Source organism: Desulfovibrio subterraneus, from assembly GCF_013340285.1.
GTDB classification, from domain to species: domain Bacteria; phylum Desulfobacterota; class Desulfovibrionia; order Desulfovibrionales; family Desulfovibrionaceae; genus Halodesulfovibrio; species Halodesulfovibrio subterraneus.
On the sequence record NZ_BLVO01000013.1, the window covers coordinates 1,519,592 to 1,538,910 of the forward strand.

At 56.7% G+C, this 19,319-nt stretch carries 18 protein-coding genes; 10 read left to right on the plus strand and 8 right to left on the minus strand.

Annotated features, from left to right (window positions below; all coding sequences use genetic code 11):
• Positions 1-257: 257 nt before the first annotated feature.
• A complete protein-coding gene (locus tag HUV30_RS13960; protein ID WP_174406031.1) occupies positions 258-671 on the plus strand; it encodes a hypothetical protein in 414 nt (137 codons plus the stop codon).
• Positions 672-958: 287 nt separating this feature from the next.
• The gene (locus HUV30_RS13965; protein WP_205245224.1) at positions 959-2,137 is read left to right on the plus strand and encodes a tetratricopeptide repeat protein; all 1,179 of its coding nucleotides are present in this window, start codon (positions 959-961) and stop codon (positions 2,135-2,137) included.
• 75 nt (positions 2,138-2,212) lie between these two features.
• Here HUV30_RS13965 and yjgA read toward each other — a convergent pair whose 3' ends face one another.
• The 3 genes from yjgA to HUV30_RS13980 form a co-directional block, all read right to left on the minus strand.
• Positions 2,213-2,743 (minus strand): ribosome biogenesis factor YjgA, encoded by a 531-nt coding sequence (yjgA, locus tag HUV30_RS13970; protein WP_174406033.1) that lies wholly within the window; start codon positions 2,741-2,743, stop codon positions 2,213-2,215.
• Positions 2,744-2,862: 119 nt separating this feature from the next.
• Entirely contained in the window at positions 2,863-3,186 is a 324-nt protein-coding gene (locus HUV30_RS13975) for a hypothetical protein (RefSeq protein WP_174406034.1), read from the minus strand.
• Positions 3,187-3,309: 123 nt separating this feature from the next.
• The gene (locus tag HUV30_RS13980; RefSeq protein ID WP_174406035.1) at positions 3,310-3,636 is read right to left on the minus strand and encodes a hypothetical protein; all 327 of its coding nucleotides are present in this window, start codon (positions 3,634-3,636) and stop codon (positions 3,310-3,312) included.
• A 275-nt stretch (positions 3,637-3,911) separates the two neighbouring features.
• Here HUV30_RS13980 and HUV30_RS13985 point away from each other — a divergent pair, with 275 nt between their 5' ends.
• From HUV30_RS13985 to pgl, 5 genes are all read left to right on the plus strand, one after another.
• Positions 3,912-5,975: a GGDEF domain-containing protein gene (locus tag HUV30_RS13985; protein WP_174406036.1), complete on the plus strand. Its 2,064-nt coding sequence runs from the start codon at positions 3,912-3,914 to the stop codon at positions 5,973-5,975.
• A 113-nt stretch (positions 5,976-6,088) separates the two neighbouring features.
• Positions 6,089-6,583, plus strand: a complete 495-nt coding sequence (locus HUV30_RS13990; protein WP_174406037.1) for a hypothetical protein — start codon at positions 6,089-6,091, stop codon at positions 6,581-6,583.
• Between the two features lie 108 nt (positions 6,584-6,691).
• Positions 6,692-7,438: an N-acyl homoserine lactonase family protein gene (locus tag HUV30_RS13995; protein WP_174406038.1), complete on the plus strand. Its 747-nt coding sequence runs from the start codon at positions 6,692-6,694 to the stop codon at positions 7,436-7,438.
• A 39-nt stretch (positions 7,439-7,477) separates the two neighbouring features.
• A complete protein-coding gene (locus HUV30_RS14000) occupies positions 7,478-7,885 on the plus strand; it encodes an OsmC family protein (RefSeq protein WP_174406039.1) in 408 nt (135 codons plus the stop codon).
• Positions 7,886-8,172: 287 nt separating this feature from the next.
• Complete coding sequence (gene pgl, locus HUV30_RS14005; protein ID WP_174406040.1) at positions 8,173-8,907, plus strand: 6-phosphogluconolactonase; 735 nt, start codon at positions 8,173-8,175, stop codon at positions 8,905-8,907.
• A 255-nt stretch (positions 8,908-9,162) separates the two neighbouring features.
• On the opposite strand, the gene HUV30_RS14010 is transcribed toward pgl, so the two are convergent.
• Complete coding sequence (locus HUV30_RS14010) at positions 9,163-9,906, minus strand: YigZ family protein (RefSeq protein WP_373869333.1); 744 nt, start codon at positions 9,904-9,906, stop codon at positions 9,163-9,165.
• Positions 9,907-9,927: 21 nt separating this feature from the next.
• Here HUV30_RS14010 and HUV30_RS14015 point away from each other — a divergent pair, with 21 nt between their 5' ends.
• On the plus strand, positions 9,928-12,258 hold the full coding sequence (locus tag HUV30_RS14015; protein ID WP_174406041.1) for a type IA DNA topoisomerase: 2,331 nt from the start codon (positions 9,928-9,930) through the stop codon (positions 12,256-12,258).
• A gap of 151 nt (positions 12,259-12,409) precedes the next feature.
• Positions 12,410-12,907, plus strand: a complete 498-nt coding sequence (locus HUV30_RS14020) for a rubrerythrin family protein (RefSeq protein ID WP_174406042.1) — start codon at positions 12,410-12,412, stop codon at positions 12,905-12,907.
• Positions 12,908-13,048: 141 nt separating this feature from the next.
• Here the strand turns inward: HUV30_RS14020 and rbp are convergent, their stop codons facing one another.
• From rbp to argF, 4 genes are all read right to left on the minus strand, one after another.
• Positions 13,049-13,312, minus strand: a complete 264-nt coding sequence (gene rbp, locus HUV30_RS14025) for an RNA-binding regulator (RefSeq protein WP_174406043.1) — start codon at positions 13,310-13,312, stop codon at positions 13,049-13,051.
• Positions 13,313-13,630: 318 nt separating this feature from the next.
• Positions 13,631-15,010 (minus strand): argininosuccinate lyase, encoded by a 1,380-nt coding sequence (argH, locus tag HUV30_RS14030; protein ID WP_174406044.1) that lies wholly within the window; start codon positions 15,008-15,010, stop codon positions 13,631-13,633.
• Positions 15,011-15,260: 250 nt separating this feature from the next.
• Positions 15,261-16,457: an argininosuccinate synthase gene (locus HUV30_RS14035; RefSeq protein WP_174406045.1), complete on the minus strand. Its 1,197-nt coding sequence runs from the start codon at positions 16,455-16,457 to the stop codon at positions 15,261-15,263.
• A gap of 71 nt (positions 16,458-16,528) precedes the next feature.
• On the minus strand, positions 16,529-17,428 hold the full coding sequence (argF, locus tag HUV30_RS14040; protein WP_174406046.1) for an ornithine carbamoyltransferase: 900 nt from the start codon (positions 17,426-17,428) through the stop codon (positions 16,529-16,531).
• Positions 17,429-17,974: 546 nt separating this feature from the next.
• Between argF and HUV30_RS14045 the strand changes: the two genes are divergently transcribed.
• Positions 17,975-19,165 carry a glycosyltransferase family 4 protein gene (locus tag HUV30_RS14045; protein WP_174406047.1) on the plus strand — a complete coding sequence of 397 codons (1,191 nt, stop codon included), beginning with the start codon at positions 17,975-17,977 and terminating at the stop codon, positions 19,163-19,165.
• The last annotated feature ends 154 nt before the right edge of the window (positions 19,166-19,319 follow it).

The following is a 19,319-nucleotide window of genomic DNA, read 5'->3' on the forward strand; positions in this document are numbered from 1 at the left end:
AGTAGCCTCCCCTGCGGCGCAGCGCCGTTGCGGTTTCCGGTCTGCAAGAGGCTTGCCCGTGCAGCCACGGGTTGTCCCGTGCCGCCTGAAACCATGCGCCGCATCTGCCAACGGGCCTGCCGGACTGCCTGCTCCCCATCATTCACTTTCAAACGCAGAAATATCTCACAGACAGACTAAAGTTTCGCCCCCACCGGCCGATAGACATTTTGTATTACCTGAAATGGCAACTCTATCACGGTACGAGGATATGTATCATGCTTAACTATTACCGCTACAAAGAGGTGTACGAGCTCTTCCTCAAAGGCAAATACGAGGAAGCCAAGCACCTTCTCATGGAGTTGCAGTCGCGCTATATTGAAACATGCGACGAGAATAGCGTTCTTAAATCCCAGATACAGGAATTTGAGGACATTCTTTATCTTTCAAAGAATCTCATATTCGATGGCAGTCATTACTGGCTGATCACCGGCAACATAAAGCAGGGACCGTTCTGCACCACCTGCTACAACAGAGACGGCACCCTTATCCGCCTGCATGACAATGGTGATGCCAAACGGTGCTACCACTGCGGAACGGAATATGACAGGGACAACGCCATTCAGAATGAGGGAGTGGAGAAAGCGGCAACCCCGCCACGATTGGCCAAGGTCATCCCCCTTTACAAGTAGGAGTTGAGTATGCGCCAGACTCACGCCGCAGCAATGGAGTATGATTTGTTTCTGCAACGTCTGTATATCGCTACCGGCCTGTTCTCGCTTATCGCGCTCTGCTTTCTCACATACGTGACGATGTAGGCCCCCGGCCCTCACCATAACCAGACCGACCCGCCTTTCAGGCGGGTCTTTCTTTTGCCTACGGACGAACTCTAAAGTTCACGGAGGCAACTGCCGATATGGATGGCAAGCTAACGCCGCCAATCTCCCCCGACGGGCGGCACAACAGCGAGGCCCTGACAATGCGAAACAAGACTCAATCTCCCTTTGCGTCCGCGCTTGTTGTTGCGGATAACGAAGGCGTAGCCGCCATCGACCGCACAGCGCTTCACGGTCTGGGCATCCGCCATGTGCGGGTGGTCTCTTCCGGCGAGCTGGCGGCAAAACTACTGGCAAAGCAGGCGACCGCAGGTATCACGTTCAAGAACGACCTGCCGCCTTTTGATATCGTGATCTGCAATGCCACACTTGAAGATATGCGGGGAACGGAGTTTCTCGGCATCATCCGCAAGCATCCCCGGCTTGCCGCCCTGCCCGTGGTGCTGGCCTCTGCCAACGCCACACGCACAGACGTGCTGGACGGCGTGCGCGCAGGATGCTCCGGCTTTCTTCTGCGCCCCTACACCACCACCGCCTTTGAAGAACAGCTGCAACTGGCTGCCAAGGCCCTGCCGGGCACCTACCTGAGCGGCAAGATGCAGCAGGGACAGCAGGCGATAGATACCAACGACTTTGACAAGGCACTCGACCAGCTGCATACGGTTGTGGAAATTGCCCGCCCCAGAGCGCAGGTGCTGTATGAAAGCGGCATGGATCTTCTTGCTGTGGGCGATTACGACGGTGCCATAGGTGCCTTCAACAAGGCCGTGCGACTGAATGTGCTCTATGCCGAGGCATACGTCGGTCTTTCCCGCGCATGGCGCGGCAAGGGAGATGTAAAGCAGTCGCAGAAATACATGCGCATGGCTGCCGAGGCCTATGCACGCCTTGAACAGTTCGCCGAATCGCGCGCCGTGTTTCAGCAGCTTGTCAAGGAACGGCCGGACATGTCCAACCCGCTTACCGGCACGGCCACCTTCCTGCTCAAGCAGGGCAACTATACCGCGGCGGCGCGGGCCTTTGCGGAAGGCCACAGGGTTGACCCCGAGTCCGACCTGACCACCCAGATTTCCCGCGCCTGCCATTTCACCGACAAGCCGGAGGCAACGGCAAAGGCACTGTGCCTCGCACTGGAACGTGAGGGAGAAAAGGATCTGGCCGAGCGGGTATTCCGCCGCATACTGACGGAACCCACCCCGCGCGGAGACGCAGCCCCCAACTCCATGCTCGCGCGCTTTCCCCGCCTTAACGAGCTGGTTTCCGTTGCCCGTTACACCTTCCGCCTGTACCGCGACGCCAAGCTCGCGGACGACGTCGCCTGAACCGCGCACCCATAACAACAGAAAAGCCGGGCATTGCCCGGCTTTTTTCCGTCTTTTATCACAGCCAGCACGCTATTACTGTTCCTCAATATCCCGAAGATAGCGGAACAGGGTACGCGCAGTTTTGGAAGGTTTGCCCGCCGCAATTTCCTTCCGCCCGTTGCGCACAAGCTGGCGCACGTACTGCACGTCAGCAGAAGGATACGTTTCCAGCATTTCGTCCAAGGCTCCTTCCTGCTCATTCATGAGAGCATCGCGCAGCCGTTCAAGATGCTGAAAATCAGCGGTGGCGGATGCCCTTCCGGCATGGTAGTCGCTCAGGCGGGCTTCCAGCTCGGCGGTATCTACCTCCCGCAGCATTCTGCCGATAAACTGCATCTGCCTGCGCTTCGCCTCATGTTTGGAATATTTGTGAAATTCCTCAAAGGCCGCAACCAGCGCAGACGGAAGCCCGAAGCTGCGTACGGCGGTTATGGGCATGCGCGCAAGGTCCTCGCCAATCTTCTGGCGGGCCGTGCTTCTGCGCTTTTTTTCGGAGCGGCTGAGATATTCCTCGCCCTCGTTATCGTCCATTTCGTCATGTATGAAATCAAAATCTTCGGTCATGCGTCCTCCGCTGCCTAGGCGTGTACGACAAGCAGGCCATGCACGTCCAGTCCGCAGAATACGACGCGCAGAAAAAAGCGGCCCCGCAGGGCCGCTTCATCATACTCCATTCCATAGCATCATGCACGTTTTTCCGGTGTGGTCTGCTTCCAGAGAGCATGTGGCAGCTCCACATTAATCTCCACATCCCGCTCCGGCACGGAAAGCACCAGCAGCAGACTGCCGGAAGGTTCCAGCCGGAACACAAACTGGAACAACCTGTCATGTATGATCGACACCGGTACGCCTGCTTCCGAAGCCACCTGCTCGGCTGCCCCTTCCAGTACCTTTGCGGCATCCTCATGCAGGGCAAGCAGTTCAGGGTCCATGCAAATAACCCTTTGCTCGGGCCTCAGCACCTGAAGGCGCTTGCGGATATACTCCTGACGCATGGGAATCTGCATTATCACACCCTCCTCCGGCACACACCCGCTGCAACCGTTACACAATTCTCAGCAGATGTAATTCACTGTAGAGTTAAGGATTCCGCATCAAGCGTCAAGAAGTGCGTCCGTTCCTGCCCGCCATCAGTTAAGATAGCGGCTCTGCCCCTTGAATGTCCACATCCGTGCAGGCACCTCCGCAAAGAGCTCAAGGCCGTGCTCCGGCATGTATATGGCCATCACCAGCGTGCCGGAGGGCTCCACATAATACATGTTGCCGAACAGATTATTCACCACATCCTGTCCACGCACGCCCACGGCTTCCGCAACCTTCTGCGCGGAACGGGCGATGGCCCGCTTGCCTTCCATGAGTATGAGTATGTCTGCAGCACTCACGTGCACAACCCGCTGCCCCGAATACACGGTTTCCACTCTTTCCGCGACCATGGCTTCTATAGTGTATTCCTGCATGACTGCCTCCTTCCGGAATCTTACCCGTCAGCCTTTATGGAGAACAACAATGCAACAGTGGTGCCATAAAAAATTATTGCATCACATTCACCACAATAGAATAACCATGACTGGAGAAACAAATCACAAAGCGCTTTACCGCCCCGAAAGGCCGCCGGAAAGAGGAAAAACTGACCATAACCAACGCTTTTGCCGCCACCGCATTGACACCATGTATCCATCCACATAGAACTGTATAAATTATCAGAGAAACTCTAACAGGAATGTAACCATTCATGTCAGTGCACGCCCATTCGCGCCACCTCGCCCGACCACACGGCGGCCAGCTTCTCCGCAGCTTTCCGTGTGTTCTCAGAGCATTATTCCTGTTACTTGTTCCTGTTGCCATTCTTGCCTTCACACCGGCCCCCTCGCGTGCCGATCTTCATAAGGTAACATTGCAGTTACACTGGCAGAACCAATTTGAATTTGCCGGTTACTATGCCGCTGTGGAGCAGGGATATTACAGGGAAGAGGGGCTTGAGGTTACCATACGCGAAGGCGGCCCCGGCATTGTACCGCTTACACAGATAATGCAGGGCAAGGCGGAATTCTGCGTCGGCGGCTCGGAAATACTGCTCGCCCGCCTGCGGGGGCAGCCTGTTGTGGCCCTTGCGGCCATATTCCAGCATTCAGCGGCAACTCTGCTCGTTCGTTCCGATTCCGGCATCTACACTCCGCAGGATCTTGCCGGCCGCATCCTTGAAATGGGTGACATGGAAAGCGATGCCGAAATATATGCCCTGCTGATGAACGAAGGGCTCACCAAGGACAAGATAATCCACGTTCCTTCCACCTTCACCATGAACGGCATTATCGACAAAAAGGTGGATGCGCTTTCCAGCTATCTCTCCAACCAGCCGTTCTTTTTAAAAAAGGCATCAGTCCCTTATCGCCTGCTGCGTCCCCTGTGGTATGGCATCGATTTTTACGGAGACACCCTCTTCACCACGGAAACCCTTGCCGAGCAGAACCCCGCACTTGTCGAGGCATTCATCCGTGCCTCCCTCAAAGGCTGGGGGTACGCCCTTAACCATCCGGACGAGCTGATCCGCACCATATTCACCAAGTACCCGCCATCTCTCATTCCGAGAACGCAGGAGCACCTCTGGTTTGAGTATCAGGAGATGAAGAAGCTGATCATGCCCACGGTCATCGAAATAGGCCACATGAACCCCGGCAGGTTCAGGCACATGGCCGACACCTTCGTGCAGCTGGGACTCGCTAAACCGGGATACAACCTCAACCACTTCATTTATCAGCCCAAGCATAGCTTCATAGACTGGCATAGCTACGAAGCCCAGTTCGTCTTGTATGTAGCCCCCGCAACCCTGCTGCTGCTCTTCATGTGGTGGATGTTCCGCCGCAGGCTCTTTGCCGAACATGAGCTCAGAATGCTGGCTGAATCCGACCTCGAAGCATGGCGCTTCAAAACCCGTCAGGTTCTTTCCAGCACGCAGGCCGGTTATTGGGAATGGGATCTCAGACAGAATGAGTTCTTTCTTGATGAAAGAACCGCCACCCTGCTCGGCCTGCCCCCCATATCCATCCAACTGACACCGGAAGACATGCCCAAGCTTTCCGATTCCGCCATAACAACCTTTTATGCTTCATTAAAGTCCGCTGTTCAGGACAAGGCGGAAACCATCAATCTGGAATTCAGAACCAGCTCCAGCGGCCTGCGCTGGGTTTCCTGCAAAGGTGCCGTGGTCAAGGTAGGAACACTGCCGCCCAAACTTGTTGCGGGCATTCTCACGGACATAACAGCCATAAAGCAGCTCGCGCGTGAGGTGGAAGAAATAGGCCGCACAAGCCTGCTTAACGGCATCCCCAACAGACACCTGTTCTTCCAGAGAGCAGAAACAAGCTTCATACAGGCCAAGAAAAACAGCCTTACCGTCACTATTGCGATCATCCATATCGACCAGTTCAAGGACATGCTGGCGGCCCATGGCACCATCGCCGCCGAGCAGCTGCTCAAGGACTTTTATGCCGCGCTCAGCGCCTCGGTGCGGCCGCAGGATACAGTGGCCCTCATGGGCAACAACGAGTTCTTCATCCTGTTCCCCGGAGCGGACAGAACCATCTGCCGCTCATTGCTCGAATCATTCCGCATGCATGTAAGCACTACGGAATTCACCACACCGCATTTCCATATGCCCATCACCTTCTCGGCGGGCATTGCGGACACGACAGAGCTGGCAAAGGATAATATACGCCCAAGAGCCCTTATCGCCCTTGCCGACAAACGGCTGGATGCCGCCCAGACAGCCGGAAAAGACCGGTTGATAGCGGATTAACACGATCCCTGCTCTGCGTTTCCGCCGGGCAGGTCCGTTGCTCCGCTGCCCCTTACTGCGGGATGTTGACGCAACGCTCCGCCTGACATAGTGCTAGAGCACGGAAACATTGTATGCGTACACGATTCACGAAAGCGATATCGCGCTACGTCCGGGTAGCCCCTTTTCCCCACATGACCACTCTCAGCATGGCGGGCCTTTCGCTGTTGTGCGGTGCCGAGGCAGGGCTTGCCAGCGAATCCGGCAACAAAATCATCGCCTTGATATTCTGGACGCTCTCTGCCCTGTTTGCATGGGGAATACTGCTCTGTCAGGCGGATGCCCTTTCCCGCTTCAGAGAATTCAAACGGGTACGCGCCACCTTGCGGCGCTACGGGTTCAAGCCGCGCATTCTGCACCCCGTTTCCTCGTCACGCTGCCAGCGGGACGCCGCGCTTCTGGCCGCCTGTGAAACAGGCTTCAGGGCTCAGGCGCACCGCTACTTCCGTGAAATGGGCTACCGCTGGTATCACATTCTGCCGGACCGCATAGTGGCCAACCCGCTCTACTTCTTCCATCCCAGCTTTCTGCGCAGCACCTTCCTGCCGCGCCGCACCTCGATGGAATAGCCTTTTCGTCCCAAAACCTCCTTTTTCAGGAGGACATCCCATGACATCCGGATTGAAAGTACTTATACTCTCCGTACTTCCATCTCTAATGCGCATACGGAGAATGCCATGCAGTATAAAATCCATCCCATTGTCATGGGAACCAAGGTATTTGATAAAGGCATGATGACCTATCAGCACGACTACGGGAAGTCCTACACCATCCCTATCTACTGCTGGTATGTCGAAGGCGGCGACAAGAAGATTCTGGTGGATACGGGCGAAATGCAGCCCATCAAGTCTGAAGACCGCGAAAAGGCCATAGGCGGCCCCATCTACACCTTTGAAGAAGGGCTTGCCAAATACGGCCTTACGCCGGACGACATAGACATCATCATCCACACGCACCTGCACAACGACCATTGCGAAAATGACTACAAGTGCAGCAATGCCGAAATATATGTGCACGAGCGCGAACTTGAGCACATCCACAATCCGCACCCGCTCGATTTCCGCTATCTGGAAGATTACATCGAAGATGTGGAGGAAAACGGTCAGCTGCGCGTCATCACCGAAAACGAAAAGGAAATCGTGCCCGGTATCCGCGTCATGCACACCCCCGTGCACACGGCCGGTGGCCTGACCATATTCATTGATACAGCAGAAGGCACCGTTGCCATCACCGGATTCTGCATCATTGACGAAAATCTCAATCCGCCTGCGGAGATCCGCGCACAGGAGATGGAGGTCATTCCCCCCGGAACCTGCATCAACCCGACGGAGAGCTACGACATCATGCTCAAGGTGAAGTCCATGGCATCCAGAGTGCTGGCCCTGCACGAACCCCGCTACGCCGGTGTGGAAACCATAGGCTGATAGTAACGCTAGCCCCCATAGGCATTCAGAGGCACCCCGATGAGCAATACCATTCTCGACGTGACATACGAAGGCGGCATGAAAGTGGCCGCAAGCATCCGCAACTTCACGGTGCACACAGATCAGAAGGAAAAACAGGGCGGCGAGGACAGTGCGCCCACGCCGTTTGAACTGTTCTTTGCCGCACTGGCCACCTGCGCCGGTGTCTATGCCAAGCGCTTCTGCGACAAGAAGGATATTCCCATGGACGGCATTGCCATCTCCATGGAATGCGAGTTCGATCCCGATCCCAAGAAATATCGCGCGCAGAAGATCACCACGATCATAACCGTGCCGGACAGTTTTCCGGAAAAGTTCGAAACCGCCTTCATCCGCACAGTAGAAGGCTGTGCCGTGAAAAAGCAGATTCTGGAACCGCCGGTATTCGCGGTGGAAATCAGACGCTGAGTGTAGCGAAGCAGTGTACCGACAAAAGCCCGTCTCACCGACGGGCTTTTGTTATATCCAGAGCGCCACAGTATCCTTCAGAGCTGCCATTCCTTACAACAGGCGACGCAAAATGCCCCCCCTGCCCCAAAACCGCACAAGAACACGGGGGAACACAGCACCTCAGCTATTCACACCTGCTGCATAATGTGGCATCCTGCCAAGATACGTTGAAATTTATGCCATACGCAAAGCGCGTCTCTGTCTGCACAGATTATGGTGCGCAGAACGCTTCAGGAGTATCCCCTATGCCCACATCCACACAGCTTTCACTTCACGTTGCCGAAACCCCTGAATCCATGGCCCGCCTTGCAGCGGAGCTGCTTATAGAGCGCTGCAAACGCGCCATAGACGATCATGGCACCTTTTCCGTGGCCCTTTCCGGTGGCAGAACCCCGACCCTGCTGTTCCGCCTGCTCTCCTCCCCCGAATTCCAGAACTGTATGCCGTGGGAGAAAGTGCTTTTTTACTGGGTAGACGAGCGCTGTGTCGATCCCGACCACCCCGACAGCAACTACCGTGTGGCCCGCGATGAGCTGCTCCACAAGGTAGAGGCGACCAAATTCTACCGCATGCGCGGCGAACTGGACCCGGAAGAGGCTGCACAGACATATGAACGCCTGCTGCGCCAGCATTTCGAACTGGGACCGGACGATCTGCCCCGTTTTGACTGCATTCTTCTCGGCATGGGTGAAGACGGGCATGTGGCCTCCCTGTTCCCTGAAGAAGAAGGCATCAACATCAAAGACCGGCTCGTCGTGGACCAGCACATCCGCAAGCTCAAGAGCGACCGGCTCACGCTGACACTGCCCGTGCTGAACAACGCCCGCTGCTGCATCTTCATGGTTCAGGGCAAAGAAAAGCATGCTGTGCTGGCCAAGGCGCTCAATCTGCTCGGCTCTCCCGACCTGCCAGCACAGAGGGTGAAGCCCACCAACGGCGAACTCATCTGGGTGGTGGACGAGCAGGCCCGCCGCGGCTAACTGCTTCCGTCAGTATTCCCGCACAAAAACAACAAGGCCGGTGCTTTCGTACCGGCCTTTCAGACTGCTGACAAAGTTATTTCTGGTATTTTTTGGCTCCGCCGGGCAGGAACCTAACGTTCCTGCACCTCGTATATGCGATGAAAATCCGTTTTCAGACCTCGGTTCCGGCTTACCGGGAATACAGCTTTACTGAAAACGAGGGGTTGGCATTACCCTGCAAGGCCGGTGCGTTCGTACCGGCCTTTTCCATTCTCAATGGCTCATCGCAGCCTGGGCGTGTTCTTCCTGCAGCAACTCCACAAGCACGGTGCCGTTGGTCATCTCTTCCAGCGCAAGGCGAAGTCCTTCGGCACGTTCCTCGGGCATTTCGAGCACATAACGGGCATCAACCGTGAACGCCTCTTCAAGCACCACGGCCTCATATTCCGGCAGCAGACGCTTGAACAGCGTGATGGCACTGTAGTCCAGCACCACCTCCATCTGCACGGGAACAATGCGTTCGCGGACAGGCAGAGTATCCAGCCCCACCTTGACCATACCGGCATAGGCGCGGACGAGGCCGCCGGTGCCGAGCTTTATGCCGCCGAAATAGCGCGTCACCACGCAGGCTATTTCTCCCACCGGAGCATGCAGCAGCACATTCAGCATGGGCCTGCCTGCCGTACCGTGGGGTTCGCCGTCGTCGCTCATACCCACGTGGGCAGTGCTGCCGGGCGGACCGGCCTGAAACGCCCAGCAGTTATGCGTGGCATCGGAATGCTCGGCACGAATGCGATCGATGAATTCGCGCGCAGCCTCGACAGAGGGAGCATGCGCCATGGTGGTGATGAACCGGCTCTTCTTGATCATCTCTTCCACGCGGTGAAAGGATGAGTCCGGTATGGAGTAACGTGCAGTCATGGTGGCTGGATAGCGGCAGGCGAACATAAGGTCAACTCCGGTTTCCCGGCACCGCCAATCGAGGCCCGGCAAGGGCTTGTTGACCAAACGCCGCATTCGTCCTACATCCTCGGCAACATGTCCAAAACGCTCATCATCGCAGAAAAACCCTCGGTCGCACGGGAAATAGCCCCCTTAGTCAATGCCACAGGCCGCCGCGACGGCTACATGGAAGGTCCTACCCATCTGGTCAGCTGGGCCGTCGGCCACCTTGTGGGCATTGCCGAACCTGAAGACCAGCACGAAGCCTGGAAAGGCAAGTGGAGTCTTGAACAGCTGCCCATCATTCCTCCCAAGTTCAAACTCGCCGTGCTCAACGAGGGACGCAAGCAGTTTGCGGTGCTGAACAGGCTGTTGAATCTGGACGAAGTGGACACCGTCATCAACGCAACTGACGCCGGTCGTGAAGGTGAGCTGATATTTCGCCGCATCTACCTGATGGCGGAATGTTCAAAGCCCGTCAAACGCTTCTGGGCCAACGACATGACCGAAGAGGGCCTGAAGAAAAGCCTTGCCAAACTGCTGCCGGACAGCAACAAGCGCAACCTCGGTCTTGCCTCCTTTGCACGGGCCGAAGCCGACTGGCTCATCGGCATGAATTTTTCGCGCATCTTCACCATCAAGGCCAACAGCCTTGTTTCCGTGGGCCGCGTGCAGACGCCGGTTCTCAAACTGATGGCTGACAGGCGCCGCGAGATCGAGCACTTTGTCCCGCAGAATTACTGGACGGTAGAAGGTTCTTTCGGCAAAGGGGCCGCCCCTGCCGACGAGCAACGGGAACCCCCTTTTGCCGCCACGTGGCACCAGCCGCCGGAACTCAGCGAAACGCGCATAAACAAAGAAGAGCAGGCCAACCACATCGTTCACGAATGCGAGGGCAAAGATGGTGTGGTGGACAGCACCACCAGCCGCAAGGGCAGCACCAAGCCCCCCCTGCCCTTTGACCTGACCACGTTGCAACGGGAGGCCAACACCCGCTTCGGTTATTCGGCAAAAGATACGCTGACCATCGCGCAGGCACTCTACGAACAGAAGAAACTGCTCACCTATCCGCGAACCGACTCCCGGCACCTGACCAAGGAGCTCTTTGCGGAGATACTCAACTACTTCAGGGCCATTTATCACCTCTACCCTGACGAGACAGTTCCGGCAGTGGGCCGCATCCGCGACGGCAAGAAATTTCCCTGTGTGGACGACAAGAAGGTCACGGACCACCACGCCATCATCCCCACGGCCAACAAGGCCGACCTCGACCGCCTTTCTGCTGAAGAGCGCAACATTTATGATATGGTGTGCCGACGTTTCATCGCCGCCTTCAGCGCTGAGGCCACCTTCTCATCGTCCACGGTGCACATTGTGGTCGAAGGCCATACCTTCATAGCCAAGGGCAAGGTGTTCAAGGACAGGGGCTGGCTGCTGGTGGAACCGTGGCGTGCTGCAGAAGACAATCCCCTCCCCTCGCTGCGCAAGGGCAGCAAGGTCACAACCGAGGCGGTAAACGCCGTACGCCGTCAGACCAAGGCCCCCGCGCACTTCACCGACGCATCGCTGCTCGCCGCCATGGAAACCGCAGGCAAATTCGTGGAAGACGAAGAACTGCGCAATGCCATGAAGGAACGCGGGCTTGGCACCCCAGCCACACGCGCCCAGATCATTGAAACACTGCTCTCCCGCCACTATGTTGATAAGGACGGGAAAAAGCTGATCTGCAGCGAAAGAGGGCTGGAGGTGGCGGACATCGTCTCCGCGCTCCTGCCCGAGGTGGCCTCTCCTGAAATGACCGGCCTGTGGGAGAAGAAACTCAAGGATATCGAAGCAGCCCAGTACACCTATCCCGACTTCATGCGTGAGATCCGCACCATGGTCAGCCGTGGCATAGGGCACATTAAGGGGCGCAGTGTCGCTTCCATCATTGTGGCAGCCAAGGCGAGGTCCATGCCCGCCCGCGAGCCGGATGGCAAATGCCCCCTGTGCGGCGGCGAGATTGTGGAACGGGAAAAAGGATTCAGCTGTTCGCGCTGGAAGCGTGAAGACGGTGGCTGTCTTTTTGTGATATGGAAGACCATGTTCGGGCGTGAACTGCCTCCGGAGATTATCCGTGAGTTGCTGGAAACCGGCCGCACGGCCGAACCGCTGGACTTTGTCTCGCGTGCAGGCAAGCCCTATACGGCCCGCCTTGTGCTGGAAGAGGGACAGGTGAAACCCGAATTTGTCAATGACCGGGCTCCCCGCACGCACGCCCCTGAACGCGAAACCAGTTCCGGAAGCGAAATACCGGATGAGGCAGCACCATCCTGCAACACGGACCAGCCTTTGGAAGAAGCCCGCTTTGCTCATAACGATTTCTCTGCTATGCAAGAACAGTCAGAGGATAGCGAGACTCCACCTCCCGGCTCCGAAGAGGCATAAGGAGTAGAATTTCCGAACCTTGCAAAGTTTTTTCACTTTTCTCTTTACATGAATCACTGTTTTACTTAAATAGTAACCATTCCTATTAAGGAGAGGCCAAACGGCCACCTCATATACATCACAAACAAGAATATTTAAGGAGAACAAACTCATGAGTAAGACCCTTGCCAATCTGATGGAAGCTTTTGCAGGTGAATCCCAGGCTAACCGCAAGTACCTTGCCTACGCCAAGCAGGCCGACAAGGAAGGCTTTCCCCAGGTAGCAAAGCTGTTCCGTGCAGCTGCAGACGCTGAAACCATCCACGCTCACGGCCACCTGCGCAACGCTGGCAAGATTGGTGACACCATCTCCAACCTCAAGGACGCCATCGCCGGTGAAACCCACGAGTTCAAGAACATGTATCCCCAGATGATCGTCGAGGCAGAAGCCGAAGGCGAAAAGGTAGCAGCACGCTACTTCGGCTTTGCCAACAAGGCAGAGCAGGTACATGCGGAACTGTACTCCAAGATGCTCGAATCTCTGGAAAACCCCAAGGACGTTGACTACTACAACTGCTCCGTTTGCGGTTACACCCACGAAGGCGAGTTCACCGACAGCAAGTGCCCCATCTGTGGCGCTGCTCCCAAGGCCTTCTACAAGGTCGACTAACTGTCACAAAGGACAGGCGCAGCACCAGCAGCCCTGCCCAGACTTGGAATGCAACAGCCCCCTGCTTCTCTGAAGCCGGGGGCTTTTTCATGCACAAAAAAAGCCCGCCAGAGGCGGGCTTTCGGTGTTGGCGTATTCTAGCTAGTAACGGGGACGGCGTTCACGGGGCTGTGCTTCGTTCACGCGCAGGTCACGACCCTGGAAGTTCTGACCGTTCAGTGCTTCAATAGCCTGAAGGGCGTCTGCGTTATCCATTTCAACGAAGCCGAAACCACGGGAGCGGCCGGTTTCACGGTCTTCAACAACCTTGGCGGACAGTACGTTTCCGTAGTTGGAGAACAGGGAACGGAGGTCGTCGTCAGTTGCGGACCAGGACAGATTGCCAACATAGATGTTCTTGGACATAGCCTAAAAAACTCCGGATAATAAAATTGTACAAAGTGTTCTGCAGCCTGTCCGAACCCTGTAGATCTCTGAAAGAAAGAAGCCCAAGCGTTTTCCAGGATGCCGTAACACGAGCGGTAAAACCGAACTCCCCACACACGGAGAAGGCTAATCCGCTCTACCAAACATTTCCCCCCTAGCTGAGATTTGAGAAAAGTGTCAATACGTTTGTTCTATTTATTATAAAATTTTTACCTGAATTATATCAGCCTACACGCTCGATACAAAAATGAAACCCCGCCGGAGCGGGGTTATTTCATTCGCATAATACAGCTTACTCTATGCCAGCCATGCGGCCAGCTCGGCCAGTTGGGCCCTTACTGAATCAGGCCCTGTGCCACCCTGCGTCTTGCGGCGTGCAACGGCAGTTTCATAGGCAAGAACAGTGTATACATCGTCCGTGATAAGTTCGGAAACAGAGCGGAATTCATCAAGACTCAAATCTTCCAGAGCCTTGCCCTTGTCTTCGGCAAGCGCCACAGCCGCACCGGTAATATGGTGGGCCTCACGGAAGGGAACCCCCTTGCCCACAAGGTAATCGGCAAGCTCGGTGGCGTTCAGGAAGCCGGAACGCATCACCATGGCCATGCGCTGCGTATTGAACCGCAGTTCGGAGAGCATGCCCGCCATGAGTGCCAGCGAGTTGGATACGGTCTTGTCCGCATCCATGAACGGTTCCTTGTCTTCCTGCAGGTCCCGGTTGTAGGTCATGGGCAGCCCCTTCACCGTGGTGAGCAGGGTTGTCAGCGCACCATACACACGCCCAACCTTGCCGCGCATGATCTCGGCAACGTCGGGGTTCTTCTTCTGCGGCATGATGCTGGAACCTGTAGCATAGGCATCGGGCAGGTAGATGTAGCCGAAGTTGGGGTTGGCCCAGATGATCAGCTCTTCGCAGAATCGGGAAAGATGCGCCATGATCAGAGAACCGCAGAACATGGATTCCAGCGCAAAGTCGCGGTCGGAAACGGCGTCCATGGAGTTGCGGAAGGTGCCGAACATGCCGAGCTCTTCAGCCACGGAGGCAGGATCGAGAGGATAGGTGGTACCGGCAAGTGCGGCTGCTCCCAGCGGGCACACACGTGTGCGCTTATCGCAATCCGCGATACGGTCATAATCCCTGCGCAGCATCCATGCATATGCCAGAAGATGGTGGCCCAGCGATACGGGCTGTGCGGGCTGCATGTGGGTGCAACCGGGCAGCAGGGTATCGACATGGTGTTCGGCCTGTTTGACGAGTTCGGCAATGACGGCGCGAATCTGTTCCTGCCATTCGCGGATGGCGTCGGACACGTACAGGCGGAAATCCAGAGCTACCTGATCGTTACGGGAGCGGCCGGTGTGCAGGCGCTTGCCCGCATCGCCCACCAGTTCGGAAAGACGGCTCTCGATGTTCATGTGCACGTCTTCCATTTCCCTGCGCCAGACAAAATTGCCGGACTCGATCTCTTCCTGAATCTGCGCAAGACCGGAGACGATCTTGTCCGCATCATCCTGCGAGATAACGCCCTGCCGTGCCAGCATGCGCGCGTGCGCCTTGGAGCCTGCAATATCCTGACGGTACATCAGCCTGTCGTAGGACACGGACTGGGTATACTCTTCCACAAGGGCCGCTGTCTTCTGGCGGAAGCGTCCGCCCCACATCTTCTTTTCTGCCATGTCTGTTCCGTATTGTGATGCTGCACGGGAGCCGGGGCTCTGGCGATCGGTTGCTGAGGTCTTCTGCAGTCCGGCGAAATGCCACTGCGACCTCCAATGTCAATAATGGGGTAACGCGGCCTGTGTGCCACGCTACCCCACTTGTATACTCTACTATTCTACTGCAGGGAAATGCTGCCGATCACCTCAGGGCACAGCCTTCACAGGCTGGCGGAATCGGCGCTCCCTGCATCAGAAACCGACAGAGAAGCTACTTCTTGTATCCGAGCAGGCGCAGGCCCTGCAGACGGATGAAGCCGGCTGCGTCCGCCTGGTTGTAGACCTCATCTTCTTCAAAGGTGGCGAGGTCTGCACGGTACAGAGAGAACGGCGACTTGCGGCCCACGGGAACAACGTTGCCCTTGTAGAGCTTCACACGCACGGTGCCGGTCACGTTTCTCTGGGTTTCGTCAATGAGCTTCTGCAGCGCTTCACGCTCGGGCGCGAACCAGAACCCGTTGTACACGCACTCGGAGTAACGGGTAATCAGGGAATCGCGCAGGTGCATGGATTCGCGGTCGAGGCAGATGCCTTCAAGGTCGCGATGAGCAATGTGCATGATGGTGCCGCCGGGAGTTTCGTACACGCCGCGGGACTTGATGCCCACGAAACGGTTCTCAACCATGTCCAGACGGCCGATGCCGTGCTTGCCGCCCAGCGTGTTCAGCGCCTTCAGCATGGCTGCGGGGCTGAGTTTTTCGCCGTTCAGTGCAACGGGGTCGCCATGCAGGTATTCAAGCTCGATGTATTCGGGAGTGTCGGGAGCCTGCTCAACCGGCACAGCCATGATGTAGGAGCCTTCCAGCGGTTCGTTCCACGGATCTTCCAGTTCGCCGCCTTCGAAGGAGCAGTGCAGCATGTTGCGGTCCATGCTGTAGAGCTTGCGGGAAGCGGCAACAGGCAGCGGAATGCCGTGCTGCGAGGCAAAATTGGTCAGGTCGGTACGCGAACGGAAGTTCCATTCACGCCACGGGGCGATCATCTTCAGCTTGGGATCAAGGGCCATGGCTGCCAGTTCGAAACGCACCTGGTCATTCCCCTTGCCGGTGGCACCGTGGGCAATGGCCTGTGCGCCTTCCTCATGGGCAATTTCCACAAGGCGCTTGGCAATGAGCGGACGGGCAATGGAGGTACCCAGCAGATAGCGGCCTTCGTACACGGCGTTGGCGCGCATCATGGGGAAAATGAAATCGCGTGCAAATTCTTCACGCAGGTCTTCCACGTAGGCGCGGCTGGCACCGGTGGCAAGGGCCTTTGCATCCACGCCGTCAAGGTCCTCTTCCTGACCAAGGTCGGCGGTAAGGGTGACCACTTCGCAGTTGTAGGTAAGGGCGATCCACTTGAGGATCACAGACGTATCAAGCCCGCCGGAATAGGCGAGCACGACCTTTTTGATATCCTTGCTCATTGTTCTTCCTTGTATACACTCAATCTATGCGGGGTATCGGCCCGCGAACGTACCGGTCCGCACTGCGGACGCTACGAAAAAATCCACTCAAGAATGGCTTTCTGCATGTGCAGGCGGTTTTCCGCCTGATCGAAAACTATGGAAGCCTCGCTCTCAAACACTTCCTCGCTCACTTCCTCGCCGCGATGCGCGGGCAGGCAGTGCATGAACTTGGCACCCTTTGCGGCGTACTTCATCATATTGCTGTCGATCATGTATCCGGCAAAGGCCTTTTCGCGGCGGGCCTGCTCTGCTTCCTGTCCCATGGATGCCCACACGTCGGTATTGACGTAGTGCGCGCCTTCAATGGCTTCCTTGGGGTCGTGGGTGCAGAAAATCTTGGCACCGGCCTGCAGGGCAAGGCCGAGCAGGTTTCTGTCGGGCTCGTAGCCTTCGGGGAAGGCCATGAACAGCTCGAAGGGGAAGTACATGGCAGCTTCGATCCACGAGTTGGCCATGTTATTGCCGTCACCTATCCATGCCACGCGGATGGTGCTGAAATCGGGGGTATGCTCATACATGGTGAGCAGGTCGCTCATGACCTGACAGGGGTGTCCCTGATCGGTCAGGGCGTTGACCACCGGAATGCTGCCGAAGCGCACCAGCTCGTCGATCTTCTCCTGCCCGAAAGTACGCACAATCATGCAGTCGTTGTAGCGGGAAAGAACGCGGGCGGTATCGCGAAGCGGCTCGCTGCGGCCCAGCTGGCTTTCAGCGGGAGTCATGAAAATGGTCTTCGCACCAAGGTGGTGCAGAGCCGTCTCAAACGATACCCGGGTTCGCGTGGAGGCTTTCTCGAACAACAGAATGGCAGACTTGCCTGCCATCAGGTCGCTGCGATGATTCGTATCCTTCATTTCCTTGGCGCGGGCAATCAGCCTGCGCGCGTTTTCACAGCCCAGATCTCTGATTCTCGTGAAATGCTTTGTCATTCGGGAAAACCTCTCGGTATGTCGTACATCGCGTACGCTTCATGAAAAGAGTGTTCATAGGCTCAAATGTCCATATTTGTAAACCCGCAGCAAGGGGTATGCCGCCCCTTTTTTTTCCGAAGCCCGCATGCTCATTGCCTCTGACTGCACATTCCTGATATTGAATATCCGTACCCGGGCAACCGCGCCAACGCTTGCGGCCTGTCACCGCAGGTAATCAGGGCCGGCAACCTCTGCCGATCATATCAGGCTGCCACGGCATGCATTGCGCCCACGTTGCGGCTCTCAGGCCCCACAAGTCCCCGTCGCTACATGTTGTCACACGTCGTCGCATGTCACTGCATGTCACTTCATGACACGACATGACAGGGGCACGGCCCATATAGCCGCATGTCACCATTGACGGAAAGGCAAGGCAGCAAGTAAGGCAATACCTGCTTCCCGCAACACATTGCAGGGAATTATTCCGCGACAATGCCGATAGCGTTATCCGCGAAAGCCAGAACCAAACACGTCTCCCCATCAGGAGAGCCAGACATACAACTAATGGCAGCCATGCAACAATCCTCCCGCCCGCCTGTGGCACTCTTCATCAAGACCTTCTCCCGCTACGGCGGCGTGGAGCAGTTCTGCTACCGCTTCAATGAGTTTCTCATCAGCAGGGGCTATCAGGTCACCGTGTTCTGCGGTGAGGATAAAACCGAGGAAGCTGCGGCAGGCAAGCCGCGCCCCGAGGTTGTGGAAGTGGGCATGTGGCGGCCGGGGCGTTTTCTCAAGCACCTCAGCCTGTACCACAAGATGAAATCGCGCCGTGCAAGGCTGCCCAAGGGTACCGTCTCCATGTGCTTCGGCAATTTTGCAGGTTGTACCATCTACCGCTCCGGCGGGCCGCATCTCGATTTTCTCGGCCGAAGCATCCGCGCCCAGCGCAACCCGCTGCGCAGACTTTCCAAAATGGCCGTGCGGTTCTTCTCGCCCATAAACTGGCTCATGCCCATGCTCGACCTTTCCGTGTATCCGCATCCGGATACACGCTGCATTCTGGCCATATCCAACAAGGTACGGCAGGCAGTGGAAGCCTATTTTCCCGGCACCAAGGGACGCATTGCCGTCATTCCCAACGGCGTGAACACGACGCGGTTCAATCCTGCACGATTCGCGGAACTGCGGCAGGATGCGCGCATATGGTACTCCCTGCACGAAGGGCAGAAAGCCATCGGGTTCTGCTCCACCAATTTCGAGCTCAAGGGGCTGGACCGTCTCATCAAGACGCTCACCCTGCTCCCGCCGGAATATATGCTGGTCGCAGCCGGTGGCCGCAACCACACAAAATACATCGAATATGCCCGCTCGCTGGGTGTGCACGAGCGCATCATCTTTCCCGGCAAGGTGGACGACATGCCCAAGTTCTATGCCGCGCTTGATGTCTTCTGCCATCCTTCCTTCTACGACACCTTCGGCAGCGTGGTTGCGGAAGCTCTGGCCATGGGCGTGCCCACCGTCACCACCGAGGATGTAGGTGCCTGCGACCTCATCAAGAACGGCGAAAACGGCGTTGTGGTCAAAAACCCCACGCCCGAGGAACTCAGCAGGGCCATTCTGGTCTTGCGCAGCGTGAATGCAGGCCAGAATTTCAATTGCGTGCAGGATGATACAGCCGTGTTTGAACGGTACCTCCAACTCATTGAACGGGCCGCTGCAGGCAAGAAACCTGCTCCCGCCCGGCCTGACAAATAGGACGGCATTTCTGCTGCCCTGTTATCTCGCGGGGACATGACACCGCTGCCGGTTGACGCCTGACAGCAAGTATGTTGAAACCTCGCAGACCGCACATCTCGCCCCTGTCATGCCGCCGGTACAGGGAACAGCAGACGCCTCGTCAAGGCTCTTC